Source organism: Amorphus orientalis, from assembly GCF_030814015.1.
GTDB classification, from domain to species: Bacteria; Pseudomonadota; Alphaproteobacteria; order Rhizobiales; family Amorphaceae; genus Amorphus; species Amorphus orientalis.
On record NZ_JAUSUL010000002.1, the window covers coordinates 946,146 to 961,431 of the forward strand.

The window sequence follows — 15,286 nt, forward strand, 5'->3', positions numbered from 1 at the left end:
CCCGAGCTTGACTGTCGGCTCACTCCCCTAAACGATCCGACCGTTCCCAGGCTGCCGAGAGGACGGTCTGTCCTGCCTCGACCGGAATCCACTGCGAAAGAATCGACCATGATGGATGCCTCCCCCCGTTTCGGCTTTGCCGGCCTTGGTGTGATGGGTGTGCCGATGGCGCGCCACCTTCTGGACCCGGGACCACTCACGGTCTGGAACCGGACCGCAAGCCGGGCCGACGGACTGGTGTCCGAAGGCGCCGCCCTTGCCGAGACGCCGGCCGCGCTGCTGGACGCCTCGGACCTGGTCGGCATCTGCATCCTGGACGGCGCCGCCGTGCGCGAGGTCGCACTCGGCAAGGACGGGTTCATCGCCGCAGCCGAGAAGGCCGGGAAGACGATCGTCGATTTTTCCACGATCGCTCCGGACGAAGCCCAGGCCATCGGGTCTGAACTGAAGACGCACGGCATCGACTGGATCGACGCGCCGGTATCCGGCGGCGTGCCTGCTGCGGAAGCCGGCAGCCTGATCGTGCTGGCTGGCGGCGATGCGGCCGCGATCGAACGGGCCCGCCCGCTGATCGACCGGGTCTCGTCCCGCATGACACACCTCGGCCCTTCGGGAGCGGGTCAACTTGCCAAGCTCTGCAATCAGATGATCGTCGCCAACAACATGATGGTGATGGCCGAAACCCTCGCCTTCGGCCGAAAGGCCGGGGTCGATGTCGAACAACTGGCCGCCGCCCTGAAAGGCGGCTTCGCCGATTCCTTGCCGCTTCAGATATTCGGCCCGCGCATGGCCACCCACACCTACGAGCCGAAACTCGGCGGTGCTTCGGTCATGCTCAAGGACCTGAAGATGGCTGTGGCGGCGGCCCAGGCCGCAGACGCCTGGACGCCGACGTCCGAGCGCACGATCGAACTCTACCGCAGCCTCGGGAAGAAGCCGGGTCACTCCCTCGACGACGACATCTCGAGCCTCATCACCCTGTTCGAGGACGAGTAGGGCCGCATCGGACATGGATCTCAAGACATTCGACGAATTCCGGCGCTCCGCGCGTCGGCGCATTCCCCGTGTGGCCTTCGACTATCTCGACGGCGGTTCGGGAACGGAAGTCGGCCTGGCTGAGTCGGTCGACGCGTTCGAACGGCTCCGCTTCGTTCCCGAAGTGCTGGTGAACGTCGACCGGATCGACCTGTCCCGGTCGCTGTTCGGCCGGGACTTCGCCCTGCCCTTCGGGTTCGCTCCGCTCGGACTGACCGGCCTGATCTGGCCCGGTGCCGACCGGTTCCTGGCGGAAACGGCTGTCGACCGGAACATGCCCCATGTCCTGTCCACCGCTGCCTCCACCTCCATCGAGGACATCGCGGACATCTCCGGCGGGAAGTCCTGGTTCCAGCTCTATGTGGCCGCCGACGAAGCGGTCGCCGACGACATCGTCGACCGGGCAGACAAGGCCGGCGTGGAGGTCCTCTTCGTCACCGTCGACGTGCCGGTGCCCGGCCTCAGGATGCGCGATCTTCGCAACGGGCTCCAGCTGCCCCTGCGTCCCTCGCTCCGCCTTGGCCTGGACATTGCGACCCACCCGGCCTGGTGCCTGGCGCTGGCCCGCTCCGGCATGCCGCGCTTCGCCAACATCGAGCGCTATACCGATCCGTCTGCAAGCGCCGGTCAGCTGGCGAAATTCATGGCGGCGCAGAGTTCCGGCCGTCTCGACTGGGCGGTGCTGGATCGGATCCGCCAGCGGTGGCCGCGCAAGCTCGTGATCAAGGGCGTCTTGTCTCCCGGCGCGGCCGAACGGGCCCGGGATGCCGGAGCGGACGGCATCGTGGTGTCGACCCACGGCGGACGGCAGCTCAACAGCGCGATCGCCTCGATCGATGCGTTGCCTGCGATCCGCGCTGCGGTCGGCCCCGATTTTCCCGTCCTCCTCGACAGCGGCGTCCGCTCCGGCGAGCACGTCGCCAAGGCAATCGCGCGTGGCGCGGATTTCGTGCTTCTCGGGCGGCTGCCGATGATGGCGATTGCCGGCGGCGGGGAAGCCGGCCTCAACAGCGCCGTGGACCACGTGGCCGACGACCTGCGGCGGACCCTCGCCCTCCTGGGGATCACGACCGTCGACGAGCTTGCCGGGTGTCAGATACCTTCCTGATCGCCGGGCGCGTGAACCAGTCTTGGCATCGCCTTGTGTGCGTTGCACAATCGTCATCGCATCCGGCTAGGGTCCAGCGGTGCGGAGACAGGAAGTCGGAGCCATCCATGGTCGATCCCGCCGACACGCCGAAGACGCCCGGAGAGGCGCCCCTTGAGGCGCACTCCAAGCTCACCGCGGGCGAACGCATCCATTTCCAGGTCTTCGAAGGCCGTGCGGAACCGGTCGATCCGGTGCCCACCGCCGTCGTGTGTCCTCACGAGGAAGGCTCGCTTGGCGGCGCGCTGGAAGCCCATGACCGGGACCTGATCGAGCCGATCCTGGTCGGCGACCCTGATGCGATCCGCAAGGCGGCCGACAGTCTCGGGCGCAGCATCGACGGCTTCGAGATCATCGAACGGAAGAGCCATGCCGAAGCCGCCGCCACGGCGGTGAAGCTGGTTCACGACCAGCGTGTGCGCTGCCTGATGAAGGGCCACATCCACACCGACGACTTCCTGCATCCGATCGTCCGGCGCGACGGCGGACTGCGGACCGGACGGCGCCTGTCCCACGTGTTCGTGGCCGACCTGCCCCGCCATCCGCGGCCCCTTCTGATCACCGATGCCGCGATCAACATCACCCCGGATCTCGCCACCAAGGCCGACATCGTCCAGAACGCGATCGACCTGGCGATGGCGCTCGGTATCCAGGTGCCCAAGGTCGCGATCCTCTCGGCGGTCGAAACCGTCAACCAGGTCATTCCTTCGAGCGTGGATGCGGCCATTCTGGCCAAGATGGCCGACCGCGGTCAGATCAAGGGCGGCATCGTCGACGGGCCGTTCGCCATGGACAACGCCATCGACGCCCAGGCCGCGGCCACAAAGGGTCTGGACTCGCCGGTGGCCGGACAAGCGGAAGTCCTCGTGGTCCCGAGCATCGAGGCGGGCAACATCCTCCTCAAGGGACTGACCTTCCTGGGCGGCGCGGAATCGGCCGGCCTTGTTATCGGGGCCACCGTTCCGATCATGCTGACCAGCCGCGCCGACGACGACCGCGCCCGTGCGGCCTCTGCGGCTCTCGCCCTGCTCTACGACCACTGGGCCAAGTCCCGGTCCGTCCCCCTGACCTGACGTGAAGGTGCGCGCGTGAGCGACGTCATCCTGACCATCAACGCCGGCTCGTCGAGCATCAAGTTCTCGCTCTTCTCCTCCGATGCCCTGCGCGAGATCATCCGCGGGCAGATCGACGGGCTGGGAACGCATCCACGCCTCGTCGCCCGAGAGAACGGGGAAAAGGTCGTCGACACCGCACTTGAGGGCGAGACGGCGCCGACCGATCATACGGCCGGTGTCGCGGTGATCCTCGAGCTTCTGCGCGAGCGCCATCCGGATTACGCGGTGGTCGCCGTCGGTCACCGGATCGTCCATGGCGGTCCGGACTTCGAGGCTCCGGTCGCGATTGACGACGCGGTGCTGGACCGGCTGCGCGCCTACAATCCGCTCGCCCCGCTGCATCAACCGCACAATCTGTCCGGCGTGGAAGCGGCCCGTAAAGCGTTCCCCGATGCGGTCCAGGTCGCCTGTTTCGACACCAGCTTCCACCGCAAGCATCCCTGGGTGAACGACACCTTCGCGCTGCCGAAGCATTTCTACGACGAGGGCGTGCGGCGGTACGGCTTCCACGGCCTGTCCTACGAGTACATCGTCGCCCGCATCCACGAGCTCGGGCTTGCGGAGGACAGCCACCGGCTGGTGGTTGCCCATCTCGGCAACGGCGCCTCCATGTGCGCGATCCAGAACGGCGTCTCGGTCGCCTCCTCGATGGGCTTCACCGCGCTCGACGGGCTGCCGATGGGCACGCGCTGCGGGCAGATCGATCCGGGCGTGCTGCTTTATCTAATGACCGAGCGCGGCATGTCGCCGGACGAGCTGACCCGGCTCCTCTACAACGAATCCGGTCTCAAGGGGCTGTCCGGCATTTCCAACGACATGCGCGATCTGGAAGCGAGCTCATCGCCCGACGCCGCGGCGGCGCTGGACTATTTCGTCTTCCGTGTGCGCCGCGAGCTCGGTGCGCTCGCGGCGGTGCTGCAGGGACTGGACGCGGTCGTACTGACAGGCGGCATCGGCGAGAACGCCGCCGGCGTGCGGCACCGTATCCTCCACGACGAGGACTGGCTCGGCATCTCCATCGACCCGGAACGCAACGCGGCCAGCAAGCTCAGGATCTCAACCGATGCGTCGCCGGTGAAGGTCTACGTGATCCCGACCAACGAGGAATTCATGATCGCGCGGCACACTGCACGTATTGCCGCGGATGCCCCCTCGCCCGCCTGACGCCCGTCCTCGAACCCGGTTCCGGCGCGCACCGGTCAGAACGCGCCTTCGTAGCCCCTCTTGTCGACCCGCGCGGCGATCACCGTGAAGCCGTCGCGGCCGAGCGCCTCTTCCAGCTCCGTGGCGAGGGCTTCGGCGTCGTCGACCCAGACGCCTTCTCCGCCGAGGGACCGGGCGACGGCCGGAAAATCGGTTCCGCCGAACTCGACGCCGACGGACGGGCGCTGTTGCGCCCGCTGCTTGAGCTCGATCAGCGCAAGCGACTGGTCGACCAGCACGATGATCACCACGGAGAGACCGAGGTCGCGGATGGTCGCCAACTCGCCGAGCGTCATCTCCAGCCCCGCGTCGCCGACGAAGGCAACCACCGGCGCGTGCGGGTGCTGCAGCTTGTAGCCGGCCGCGATCGGCACCGCGCAGCCCATGGTGCACAGCGCCGACGATTGCAGCACCGCGCGCGGATGATGGGCCGTCCACATCTGGCTGAGAAGGATCCGATGGGCGCCGGAATCGGCGGTGATGACGCCATCATGGGGGAGGACCGACCGCGCCGTCGCGAAAACCTGCGCCGGCGTCCAGGCATCCGAAGCCGAGAAGGCGGACCTCAGCTCTGCCCGAACCGCTGCCGGCTCTCCGTCCGGCCAGGTCGCGTGCCCGTCCAGGGTGTCGGAGAGCGCCGTCAGCGTCGGAGCGACGGAGCCCTTCAGCGTCACCGAAACCGCGTGCATGCCGTGGCTTCGGGTCACCGGGGTGATCTCCACCACGCGCTTGTCGTCGGGCCACGGATCGCGCCAGCCGATGCGCATCTCGATCGGGTCGTAGCCGATGAGAAGGATCAGGTCCGCCGCCTCGATCAGGGGCTTCAAAATCCCGTCGGCCCGGGGTGACAGGCCGGCTCCGCCGAGCGCCAGAGCATGGTCCTCGTCCAGGAGCCCCTTCGCCTTGTAGGTCGTCACCAGCGGAACCGAATGGCGCTCGCAGAACGCCGTCAGGGCGGCTCCCGCCTCGTCGTTGACCGCGTCCACGCCGGCGATCGCCAGCGGACGCTTGCTGCCTGCGAGCCAGGCGCGGGCGGTCTCCAGATCGCCGCCGGGCGCCGGCACCGAAGGTCCCGGCAGGGTCGGAACCGGCCCAGCGGTCTCGCCGCAGTCGGATTCCGCGACGCTGATCGGCACGTCGATGTGGATCGGCCCGGGCTGCCCGTCCCACAGCAGGGTCAGCGCCTTGTCGACCACCGCGTCGAGGCTCCCCGCGCTTGCCCGGAAACTCGCCTTCACGATGGGTGCCAGCAGCGCCCGGTGATCGAACACCTGATGGGTGTAGGTGTCGGCGTCGGCCGCATCGACACAGCCGGTCAGGATGATCAGCGGCACCTTGTCCTGATGGGCGTTGGCGATCGCGTTGACGGCGTTGGCCAGCCCCGGCCCGATCGTCGCCACCAGAATGCCGGGCACGCCGGTCGCGTGCCAGCCACCCTCGGCGAAGAAGCCCGCTGCCGTCTCGTGCTTGGTGAGCACGAACCGCACGCCCGCCCGGTCGAGGGCGTCGACGAGAGCCAGCACCTCACCGCCGGGGATACCGAATGCCGTCCGGCATCCGACGGCGGCCAGTTTCGCCGCGATCAGTTCCGCGCCCGTCTTCATGTGCCGATCTCCACGATACCGTCGGACGAAAGCCGCTCGATGTCCTCACTTGAATAGCCGAGTTCGCCGGCGAGAACTTCGAGCGTGTGTTCGCCGAGCCGCGGCGGCGCGCGCCGGTAGGACACCGGTGTTTCGCTCATCTTAATCGGGTTGCCGATCAGGTCGACCGTGCCCGTTGCCGACGTCGCGTGCGGCATGGTCACCTTCGCGCCCCGGTGAACGGCCTGCGGATGGTCGAAAACCTCGCCCAGATCGTTGATCGGTCCGCACGGGATGCCCGCCACCTCCAGCGCCGAGATCCAGTCGGCCGCCGTTCGCGTCCGGGTGAAGGCGTTGATGGCCGGAATGAGCTCCGCCCGGTTCACGACCCGGTCCCGGTTGGTGGCGAAGCGCGGGTCGTCCGCCAGTTCGGGCCGTCCGGCGATCTCGCACAGGCGCCGGAACTGACCGTCGTTGCCGGCTGCGATGATGAAATCCCCGTCCGATGCGGCGAACGTCTCGTAGGGCACCACGGTCGGATGCGCATTGCCGAGGCGGCCGGGCACCTCGCCACTGGTGAGAAAAGCAAGCGCCTGATTGATCAGCCAGGAAATCTGGGTGTCGAAGAGGGCGAGATCGATGTACTGGCCCTTCCCCGTCTTCTCCCGCGCGTGAAGCGCCGCCTGGATGGCGTTGGCCGCGTACATGCCGCACATCACGTCGGCGATCCCCACGCCGACCTTGGTCGGTCGGCCGCCGTCTTCGTCCGGGAACCCGGTGAGGCTCATGATCCCGCCCATGCCCTGGATCATGAAATCGTAGCCGGCACGCGGCGCGTAGGGACCCGTCTGGCCGAACCCGGTGATCGAGCAGTAGACGATCTTCGGATTGAGCTGGCTGAGGCTCTCGTAGTCGAGCCCGTAGCGGGCGAGCTGACCGACCTTGTAGTTTTCCAGAACGACGTCGGCATCGGCCACCAGACGCCGGATGATCTCCTGGCCCTCGGGCCGCGACAGGTCGACGGCGATCGACCGCTTGTTCCGGTTGGCGCATAGATAGTAGGCGCTCTCCGCGGTCTCGTTTCCGTCGGCATCCTTCACGAAGGGCGGGCCCCATCCCCGCGTGTCGTCGCCCTTGCCCGGCCGCTCGATCTTGACCACGTCCGCGCCGAGATCCCCGAGAAGCTGGGCCGCCGTCGGGCCCGCCAGAATGCGCGTCAGATCGACCACCTTGATATCGGCGAGCGGCCCCGTCTGGGCGAAGGTCTCGGCGGTGGCCGCTGGCGACGTCATGGGCGTGTCCTCGGGCTGTCTCGGTTGTCTTTGGCCATGACACACGCCGCGGCGCCAAACAAGCTGGCGGCATCTCCCGGCGCCGTCACGTCAGCGCGCGGGATCCATCAGCCGGTGGTAGCCGTCCACGATCCACTGCGGTTCGATGAGGTGCCCGCCCGGATGCGTGCAGAGCTCGATGAGCTTTGTTCCGCACCCGGTCCATTTCCGGCAAGCCAGGTCTCCGAGGGAAGCCGGGACCGGTTCCGCATCGCAGCCGGCCTTCGTCGTCCAGGTCGCCAGGCTGTCCTCAACGTCCGACTGCCGGTAGATCTCCCGGATCGGCCGCCCCTCCATGGGGACGACGGTGTCGCTGGTGCCGTGCACGTGAACGAGATTGGGCACCGGCGACGCGCAGTCGGACGGGATCGGGTCCCAGTAGGCGCCCGCCACCGGAATGAAGCCAGCGAACCGATCGCCGAGGTCACAGGCGACGAACCAGGCCATGGAGCCGCCCATGGAGAAACCGGTGGCGACGGTCTTGTCCGGATCGATGGGAAAGCGGTCCGCCACGTCGTCCATCACGGCATCGACGAAGGCGGTTTCGTCACGCTCCTGGGACGGCGATCCCGGAAACGACCAGGTCTTGTCCGCGCCGTCCGGCGCTATCAGGAGCACGCCGAGCTCGTCGGCTGCAGCCTTCAGGCCTTCGTTCTTCATCACGCCCTCGGCGGATCCCTGCCAGCCGTGGAAATAGACCAGGACGGGCAGTGCGCTCTTGCCGTCGAGATCGGCCGGCATATAGGCCCGGTAGCTGCCGCCGTCGACCGTGCAGCCGTCGGGATCCGGGCATTCCATCGTCCCAGCCGCCGCGGCGGCTGTCGATAGACAGAAGAAGATCGCCGCCGGTATCAGGCCGGTGCGAAACCAAAGATGGGTCATGCTTCCCCCTGCTGCTCCCTCTCGGGCGGGTCGACGGGCCGGACTTTGGGATGGTCGAGGAGCGCGTAAACGTCCCCGGAATTCGCCTCTGCCGGAAGCCGTGAGAGCCAATCCTCCAGTTCGTTCCGGCTGCACCAGCGATCGAAGCTCAGCTTCTGGCTTTCCCCCAGAGCGACGTTGAAGCGATAGGGTCCCAGGTTCGCCAGACAGGCGATACAGCGAAAGGCCACCTCGGGCTGGATTGTGGTGAACTCGAACGAGAGCGCGTCCAGCGGGGTCGAGAGGCCGGCGAGGACATCGGCCTCGAACCCCTCAACATCGATCTTGGCGAAGCGTGGCGTGCCGTGCCGTGCGATCAGCCCGTCGAGGGTGTCCAGCGGTACCTCGACCCGGCGCCGCCAGACCTGCCCGTCCCATCCCGTCTCCGCCCGGGACGCCGCCTCCACGAATGCTTGCGAGGCAGTCGACACGGTCGGGTTGTCGACGTTGATCCAGAAGGTCGTGCTGCCGGCGGAGGCGCCGACGGCGCACGGTTCGAGCACGATGTTCGGGTCGCGACCGTAGAGCAACGTGAGCGCGGTGCGGACGCCGGGCTGCGGCTCGACCGCCACCACCCGGGCGCCGAGCCTGCGGAACGAGGCCACCCGGTCGCCGACATGGGCACCGACATCGAACACGAGATCGCCGGGCCGGCAGAACCGACCATAGAGGCGGTCCATCGCTTTCCGACGTCCGGCGTTGCCATAGTAGATAGCCATGGAGCGACCGATCCCGTAGGCCGATCTCAACCGGTCGAACATGATGGATGTTAGCCCTGTTAGCCCTTGGCGGGTTCGGAAACCGCGCTGATCGGGGTCTCGCCGGCACCGGCCACCCACGGTGTCTGCAACGCAGGTAGGGAAAGCGGCGCCAGGGCGGCGGGGCGCAGGGTTTCCTCCGGAATGCGCCACAGGCCGAACCGGACCGCGAGCGCGCCGAGCGTCGCGGAGGCCGTGATCACCGCAAACGGAACCGCAAGCGTCAGTCCGCCCACGACCGGAGCCGCAGCGATCAGGGCGGCCGTTGAAATGCCGGCAAACCCGACGATGCCGGCAACGCCGAGCGCCGTCTGGGCCCAGAACCGGCGCAGCGCGATGAACGGCGACACGCTGTGTCCGGATCGGCGCTGGGCGCTCCACCCGATCGTCCGGCCGAACGGAAGCCCGGCAATGAACAGCGTGTGCGCGAGCGCCGCCGTCGGCGCGAGCAGCATGAAGAACAGGACTTCGCCCATCACGCTCACCAGAATCCGGAAGGTGCCGCCGAATGCACGGCGCGCCTCCCTGCGGCTCAGCACGTCGATGACCGTGGCGAGCTTCGGCGCGAAGATCATCGTCAGGATCGTCGCAAGCATCGCCATGCCGGTGTCCGGTCGGAACATGACGGCCGGTTCGTCGGCAAGAAACACGCGCGCCGCGGTCGTCGCCATGAAGCCGATCCATGCGGCCGACCCCAGGAACATGAGCATCGCGAGCGCCAGCTGGATGCGGCTGACGGGTGCGAGCCCCTTCATGCCGAGCAGGCGGCCGTACTGCATGTTCCCCTGGCACCAGCGAAGGTCGCGGCGGATGAATTCCAGAAGCGTCGGCGGGTTTTCCTCGTAGCTCTCGAACTCTTCCGGAATGACCCGGACCTCGTAGCCGGCGCGCCGCATCAGCACGGCCTCGACCTGGTCGTGGCTCAGGATCCAGCCACCCAGCGGCGGCCGTCCCGGCAGGGTCGGCAGGTGGCAATCGGCCATGAACGGCGCCAGACGGATGATCGCGTTGTGCCCCCAGTAGGGGCCGCAATCGGCCTGCCACCAGGCAGCGCCCATCGTATGGGAGCGCATACCCAGCCGCATGCCGAATTGGAAGACGCGAGCGAAGAAGCTCGTCGTCGGGCTGCCCACCACCAGGCTCTGCAGGATCCCGATCTCCGGGCTGTTCTCCATGACCCGCACCAGCCGCTGGATGGCGGCCGCAGACATGAAACTGTCGGCGTCGAGCACGAGGGCGTACTGGTAGTCGGCCCCCCACCGGTCGCAGAAATCCCGGATGTTTCCGGCCTTGTAGCCCGGATTGTCGTCGCGCCGGCGATAGGTGATGCGGATCGTGTCAGCCCATCGGGCCTGAAGGGCCGCAATGGTCGTCTCTTCCGCCTCGATGACGTCGAGCCAGTTGGAGTCGCTCAGCACGAACACGTCGAACCTGTCGGCGACGCCGGCATGGGCAAGACCGTCGATCATGGCGGAAAGATTTCGAGAGACGGTTTCCACGTCCTCGTTGCGGATGCAGGACAAGAGCGCCGTCCTGTCGGAGATCGCCCTGGAGGGATCGTCCGAGGCCGCCGCCGGACAGGTGAGCTCCAGTGGCGCCCGCGAGAACCGCATCAGCACGAGACCGATCACCGCGTTCCAGAACCCGACCGCCGTGTAGGGGAGCGTCACGGCGAAGAACCCGATCATGACCAGGTCGGCTGCGTCGTAACCGTTGGGCGACAGGGTGACGGTCATCAGCGCGAGCAGCGCGAGAGCAGTCACCGTCGTGAGCGTTGCGAATATCAGCCGGCGGCGCTTGACGCCGGGCGTCGCGCCGGTGGACATCGCATGGACATGGGACGGTGCGGAACTCATCGACACTCCTCTGACTGGCAGACCCGGTTTCCCGCAGTGCACCAATGACTAGAATCAGACACACAAAAGGGCCAGATGCGAAAAACGTCTTCACATCTGCGCGAACGGCGGGCGAAGGCGTGGATGCAAGCCTTCGGCCAGGACTTCACCCGACAATCCCGACCAAGTGATGACAGTGACCGACACCGCTCAAGCTCTCTGGACCGTCGCTCCCGGGCAGGCAGAACACCGCAAGGTTACGCTCGGCTCCCTGCCACCGGATCACCTGCGCATCCGCACGCTTGCCAGCGGCATCAGCCGGGGCAGCGAAGGTCTGGTCTTCCGCGGCGAGGTTCCCGAGGGCGAGTTCGAGCGGATGCGCGCCCCGTTCCAGGAAGGCGATTTCCCGTTCCCGGTGAAGTACGGCTACGCCGCCGTCGGGACCGTAGAAACCGGCCCGGACCATCTCATCGGCCAGCGGATGTTTGCGCTCCACCCCCATCAGGACGTCTTCGACATTCCGGCCGAGGCCGCGATTCCGGTTCCCGACGCCGTGCCAACCGAGCGGGCCGTGCTGGCGGCGAACATGGAAACGGCGCTGAACGGCGTCTGGGACGGCGGCGTTGCGCCTGGGGACTCGGTTGCCGTGGTCGGCGGCGGAGTGGTCGGGCTGCTTGTCGCCTATCTCGCAGCGCGCACGCCGGGCACGGACGTCACGGTTCTCGACATCAACCCGGCCCGGGCCGACATCGTCGCCCGGATCGGCGCGCGCTATTCCCATCCGAGCGACTATGACGGCGAACACGATCTCGTGTTCCACACCAGCGCCTCCGGCACCGGTTTCGATTTCGCGCTTCGGATCGCCGGCTTCGAAGCGACGGTGGTGGAATTGAGCTGGTACGGGACGAAACCTGTGCTCGCCTCGTTCGGCGGGGTGTTCCACAGCCGTCGGCTGACGATCCGCTCCAGCCAGGTCGGACAGGTTGCTCCTTCCCACCGCGCGCGCTGGAGCCATCGACGGCGCCTGGCGAAGGCCCTCGACCTGCTCTCCGACCCCGTCCTCGACGGGTTCATCGAACCGGCCGTGCCGTTCGCCGAGGTGCCCGACCGGCTGGTGGAGATTTTTTCCGCCGCCAGTGGTCTGCTCTGCCCTGTGATCCGTTATCCAAGCAGTTCGTGATTCCGCCCCAACAAGACCGGGAGTTTGCCGTGCACGCCGTCGAAGTCCGCGACCACATCATGATCGCCCATTCCTTCCGGGGCGAGGTCTTCGGCCCGGCGCAGGCCCTGCACGGTGCCACCTTCGTCGTCGACGTTGCGTTCTTTTCCGAGCGGCTGGACGCCAACGGGATCGTGGTGGACATCGGCCGGGCCCACGAAACGCTGAAGACGACGCTTGCGCCGCTCAACTACCGCAATCTCGACGATGTGCCCGACTTCGCCGGCAAAAACACCACCACCGAGTTCCTGACCCGGCACATTTTCGACGAGATGGCGGCTGCCGTCCGCGCCGGTCATCTCGGCCGGCCCGCGGGCGAGATCGCGTCCATCCGGGTCACCATCTCCGAGTCCCATGTGGCGCGCGCCTGGTACGAGGCGCCGGTCACGTCGTGAACCGGATCGCCTTTGCCGTCCCCGGCGATCTGAACACGGCGACCGGCGGCTACGCCTACGACCGGCGTCTCATCGCGGAGCTGGAAGCCCTCGGCCATCCCGTCGAGGTCGTCGGTCTCGGCGACGGCTTTCCGCATCCCGATGAAGGTCAGAGGGCTTTTGCTGCTGCAGCGCTCACCGGCATACCCGATCGCCGTCCGACCCTGGTCGACGGGCTCGCCCTCGGCGTGCTTCCCGACGAAGCGGCCATGCTGGCCGCCCGCGCGCCCCTGATCGCGCTGGTCCATCATCCGCTCGCCTGGGAAACCGGTCTGACACCCGCCCGCCGGCAGGCGCTGCAGGCAAGCGAGACCAGAGCTCTCGCGCGTGCCCATGCCGTCGTGACCACCAGCCGGACGACGGCCTCGACGCTGGCCGACCATTTTCAGGTATCGCCTGCCCGTCTGAGCGTCGCCGAGCCCGGCGTCGATGTAGCCACCCGGATCGACCGCGACCCGGACCCCCCTGCCCGCCTTCTTGCGGTCGGCGCGCTCGTCCCTCGCAAGGGTTATGACGTCCTCGTCGGCGCACTCGCTCGAATTCGTCACCTGGACTGGCAGCTCGATATTGTCGGCGACCCCGATCGCGATCCGGCGACCGCCAAAGACCTTTCCGACAAGGTCGCTGCTGCCGGACTGGGCGATCGCATCCGCATATCCGGACGTGTCGACGCCGCGGCGCTGGAAGCGCACTACCGGGCTGCCAACATCTTCGTCATTTCGTCCCGCTACGAAGGCTACGGAATGGTGGTGACAGAGGCGATCGCCCACGGACTGCCGATCGTCGGCACGGCGGCGGGCGCGTTGACCGAGACCATACCGGACGCGGCGGGGCTCAAGGTTCCGCCGGACGACGAAGCGGCCCTGGCGAAGGCGCTGGAGCGCCTGATCGGCGACCCCGCGCTTCGCGGCGATCTGGCAGCCGGTACAAGGGATGCGGCCGGGCGACTGCCGAAATGGTCGGCGACCGCCAGGCATGTGAGCGATGTGATCGAAGGACTGTGCCGTGACGTTTCCAAGTGAATGGCTGAAACTGCGGGAGCCGGCCGACCTGCAGGCGCGCAACCGGGTGGTCGTCGCCCATCTGGCCGCCGACCTGTCCGGGAGGGACGGTCTCCACGCCGTCGACCTGGGCGCCGGCACCGGATCCACGGTCCGCGCGCTTTCTCCCCATCTGCCGCAAAGGATGCGGTGGACGCTCGCGGACAATGATCCGGCCCTTCTTGCCGAGGCGTCCTGGCGCTTGCCCGAGGAGCAGGTCGAAACCCGACGCGTCGACCTCGACAGGGATCTTGAGGCGGTGTTCGATCCCGTCCCGGATCTGGTGACCTGTTCCGCCCTGCTCGACCTTGTCTCAGAAGCATGGCTGGACCGCCTGGTCGAGCGGCTCGCCAGTCTCCGCATACCGTTCTATGCGGCCCTCACCTACGATGGCAGCACGACCCTGAGCCCCGGCGACCCGATCGACCCGGTGGTCGTCGACGCGATCAACCAGCATCAGCATGGCGACAAGGGCTTCGGTCCCGCGCTCGGCCCCGATGCGGGGGCGGTCGCCGTCGAAAAGCTCCGTACGGCCGGGTTCGCGGTGGAGAGCGGTCAGTCCGACTGGCTTCTCGATTCCGACGACGCGGCGCTCACGCACGCACTCGTGAACGGCTGGGCCGAGGCGGCCGGAGAGATCGGGCTTCTCGCCCCCGTCGACCTGGGCGGATGGCGACAGCGGCGGCTGGCGGCGGCGGATGCGGGCGACCTCGCCGCGCGGGTCGGACACATCGACATTCTGGCCCGGCCGGGTGCGGCCTGACCGCGCTCCGCTCGTTCCCGGCGGAGTCCCTACTCCGGCGAAATCGGCGCCTGTTGCCGGCGGAGATCGCAGTCGAAGACGATTTCGTCGCCGAGCCGGTGAGATGTGGTGACCGGTCGGCGCGCATCGCTCAGCGCGTCGGTTGGTGCCAGAGAGACACCGGCTGGCCCAGCCCCGATGATGACTGGCGCCACCAGAAGATGGAGCCGGTCGAGTGCATCCGCCTCCAGAAAGGCCGACACCGTGTTCGGCCCGCCTTCAACCAGCATTCGACGATATCCGAGCCCGAAAAGCACCTCCCGGATCGCCTTCGGATCGATGCGGCCCTTTCCATCTCCCGGCAACCGAACCACTTTAACGAAAGAAGGGAGATCCAATGGGCCGGTATCCTGCGTAATAACGACGATATCGGTCGACGCGTCCGAAAACATCCGGGCGATCCGTGGGATTCGTCCGCGCGGATCGATCACCACCCGGACCGGGCTCGGGCCATCGACCAGACGAACCGTCAACCGCGGATCGTCCGCTATCACCGTACCGACGCCGACGATCACGACATCGACCAATGCCCTGAGACGATGCAGATGGTTAAGACAGTCCGGCCCGTTAATGTATCGCGACTGTCCCGTGGACGTGGCCACACGTCCGTCGAGCGACTGCCCTAATTGTCCAATGACGAAGGGCTTGCCGGCGCCGGCCCCGATGATCGGAGCAAACAGCGACTGCCATTCCGGCGCAATCCGCCCGCCGTCGCGGGCGGCTGACAGAACCGAAGCCCAGGACCCGTCATCTGTCGGTAAAGGCGCACGGTCGGTGGTCACCTGTTCACTCCGCTGTAACCGGTGATGGTGGACGAGAGTTTTTGAGGAGCACGTTTTTGGCACAGCATCAACGACGCGCCC

Annotated in this window: 14 protein-coding genes; 8 read left to right on the forward strand and 6 right to left on the reverse strand. The window is 67.4% G+C overall.

From position 1 onward, the window contains the following. Positions 1-108 precede the first annotated feature (108 nt). The 4 genes from J2S73_RS12175 (at position 109) to J2S73_RS12190 (ending at position 4,461) form a co-directional block, all read left to right on the forward strand. Positions 109-996 (forward strand): NAD(P)-dependent oxidoreductase, encoded by an 888-nt coding sequence (locus J2S73_RS12175; RefSeq protein WP_306885809.1) that lies wholly within the window; start codon positions 109-111, stop codon positions 994-996. Between the two features lie 13 nt (positions 997-1,009). Further along, entirely contained in the window at positions 1,010-2,143 is a 1,134-nt protein-coding gene (locus J2S73_RS12180; protein WP_306885810.1) for an alpha-hydroxy acid oxidase, read from the forward strand. Positions 2,144-2,250: 107 nt separating this feature from the next. Further along, on the forward strand, positions 2,251-3,255 hold the full coding sequence (locus J2S73_RS12185) for a bifunctional enoyl-CoA hydratase/phosphate acetyltransferase (RefSeq protein ID WP_306885811.1): 1,005 nt from the start codon (positions 2,251-2,253) through the stop codon (positions 3,253-3,255). 15 nt (positions 3,256-3,270) lie between these two features. Further along, positions 3,271-4,461: an acetate/propionate family kinase gene (locus J2S73_RS12190; RefSeq protein ID WP_306885812.1), complete on the forward strand. Its 1,191-nt coding sequence runs from the start codon at positions 3,271-3,273 to the stop codon at positions 4,459-4,461. A 35-nt stretch (positions 4,462-4,496) separates the two neighbouring features. Here J2S73_RS12190 and J2S73_RS12195 read toward each other — a convergent pair whose 3' ends face one another. The 5 genes from J2S73_RS12195 to mdoH all read right to left on the reverse strand — a co-directional run bounded on the left by J2S73_RS12195 (position 4,497) and on the right by mdoH (position 10,949). Next, positions 4,497-6,104, reverse strand: coding sequence for a thiamine pyrophosphate-binding protein (locus J2S73_RS12195; RefSeq protein ID WP_306885813.1), 1,608 nt, complete (start codon positions 6,102-6,104; stop codon positions 4,497-4,499). After that, a complete protein-coding gene (locus J2S73_RS12200; protein WP_306885814.1) occupies positions 6,101-7,375 on the reverse strand; it encodes a CaiB/BaiF CoA transferase family protein in 1,275 nt (424 codons plus the stop codon). Before J2S73_RS12200 ends, J2S73_RS12195 begins: the two co-directional genes overlap by 4 nt. Positions 7,376-7,465: 90 nt before the next feature. Then, positions 7,466-8,296: a CE1 family esterase gene (locus J2S73_RS12205; RefSeq protein ID WP_306885815.1), complete on the reverse strand. Its 831-nt coding sequence runs from the start codon at positions 8,294-8,296 to the stop codon at positions 7,466-7,468. Then, a complete protein-coding gene (locus tag J2S73_RS12210) occupies positions 8,293-9,054 on the reverse strand; it encodes an FkbM family methyltransferase (protein ID WP_306885816.1) in 762 nt (253 codons plus the stop codon). Before J2S73_RS12210 ends, J2S73_RS12205 begins: the two co-directional genes overlap by 4 nt. A gap of 59 nt (positions 9,055-9,113) precedes the next feature. Further along, positions 9,114-10,949: a glucans biosynthesis glucosyltransferase MdoH gene (gene mdoH / locus J2S73_RS12215; RefSeq protein ID WP_306885817.1), complete on the reverse strand. Its 1,836-nt coding sequence runs from the start codon at positions 10,947-10,949 to the stop codon at positions 9,114-9,116. Between the two features lie 169 nt (positions 10,950-11,118). Here mdoH and J2S73_RS12220 point away from each other — a divergent pair, with 169 nt between their 5' ends. Genes J2S73_RS12220 through J2S73_RS12235 form a run of 4 tightly spaced genes read left to right on the forward strand, consistent with a single transcriptional unit; the run spans position 11,119 to position 14,384 of the window. Next, the gene (locus tag J2S73_RS12220; protein WP_306885818.1) at positions 11,119-12,108 is read left to right on the forward strand and encodes a zinc-dependent alcohol dehydrogenase; all 990 of its coding nucleotides are present in this window, start codon (positions 11,119-11,121) and stop codon (positions 12,106-12,108) included. Between the two features lie 29 nt (positions 12,109-12,137). After that, positions 12,138-12,542, forward strand: coding sequence for a 6-pyruvoyl trahydropterin synthase family protein (locus J2S73_RS12225; RefSeq protein WP_306885819.1), 405 nt, complete (start codon positions 12,138-12,140; stop codon positions 12,540-12,542). Then, positions 12,539-13,603 carry a glycosyltransferase family 4 protein gene (locus J2S73_RS12230; RefSeq protein ID WP_306885820.1) on the forward strand — a complete coding sequence of 355 codons (1,065 nt, stop codon included), beginning with the start codon at positions 12,539-12,541 and terminating at the stop codon, positions 13,601-13,603. The genes J2S73_RS12225 and J2S73_RS12230 overlap by 4 nt, the downstream gene beginning before the upstream one ends. Further along, positions 13,587-14,384: a methyltransferase domain-containing protein gene (locus tag J2S73_RS12235; RefSeq protein WP_306885821.1), complete on the forward strand. Its 798-nt coding sequence runs from the start codon at positions 13,587-13,589 to the stop codon at positions 14,382-14,384. Before J2S73_RS12230 ends, J2S73_RS12235 begins: the two co-directional genes overlap by 17 nt. 29 nt (positions 14,385-14,413) lie before the next feature. On the opposite strand, the gene J2S73_RS12240 is transcribed toward J2S73_RS12235, so the two are convergent. After that, complete coding sequence (locus J2S73_RS12240; protein ID WP_306885822.1) at positions 14,414-15,205, reverse strand: RibD family protein; 792 nt, start codon at positions 15,203-15,205, stop codon at positions 14,414-14,416. Positions 15,206-15,286: the final 81 nt, after the last annotated feature.

Bases quoted from the DNA above. Each gene is read 5' to 3' on its own strand.
- J2S73_RS12205 (WP_306885815.1), bottom strand. From the start codon at position 8,296: ATGACCCATCTTTGGTTTCGCACCGGCCTGATACCGGCGGCGATCTTC.
- J2S73_RS12185 (WP_306885811.1), top strand. From the start codon at position 2,251: ATGGTCGATCCCGCCGACACGCCGAAGACGCCCGGAGAGGCGCCCCTT.
- J2S73_RS12200 (WP_306885814.1), bottom strand. From the start codon at position 7,375: ATGACGTCGCCAGCGGCCACCGCCGAGACCTTCGCCCAGACGGGGCCG.
- mdoH (WP_306885817.1), bottom strand. From the start codon at position 10,949: ATGAGTTCCGCACCGTCCCATGTCCATGCGATGTCCACCGGCGCGACG.
- J2S73_RS12195 (WP_306885813.1), bottom strand. From the start codon at position 6,104: ATGAAGACGGGCGCGGAACTGATCGCGGCGAAACTGGCCGCCGTCGGA.
- J2S73_RS12220 (WP_306885818.1), top strand. From the start codon at position 11,119: ATGACAGTGACCGACACCGCTCAAGCTCTCTGGACCGTCGCTCCCGGG.
- J2S73_RS12175 (WP_306885809.1), top strand. From the start codon at position 109: ATGATGGATGCCTCCCCCCGTTTCGGCTTTGCCGGCCTTGGTGTGATG.
- J2S73_RS12210 (WP_306885816.1), bottom strand. From the start codon at position 9,054: ATGGCTATCTACTATGGCAACGCCGGACGTCGGAAAGCGATGGACCGC.
- J2S73_RS12180 (WP_306885810.1), top strand. From the start codon at position 1,010: ATGGATCTCAAGACATTCGACGAATTCCGGCGCTCCGCGCGTCGGCGC.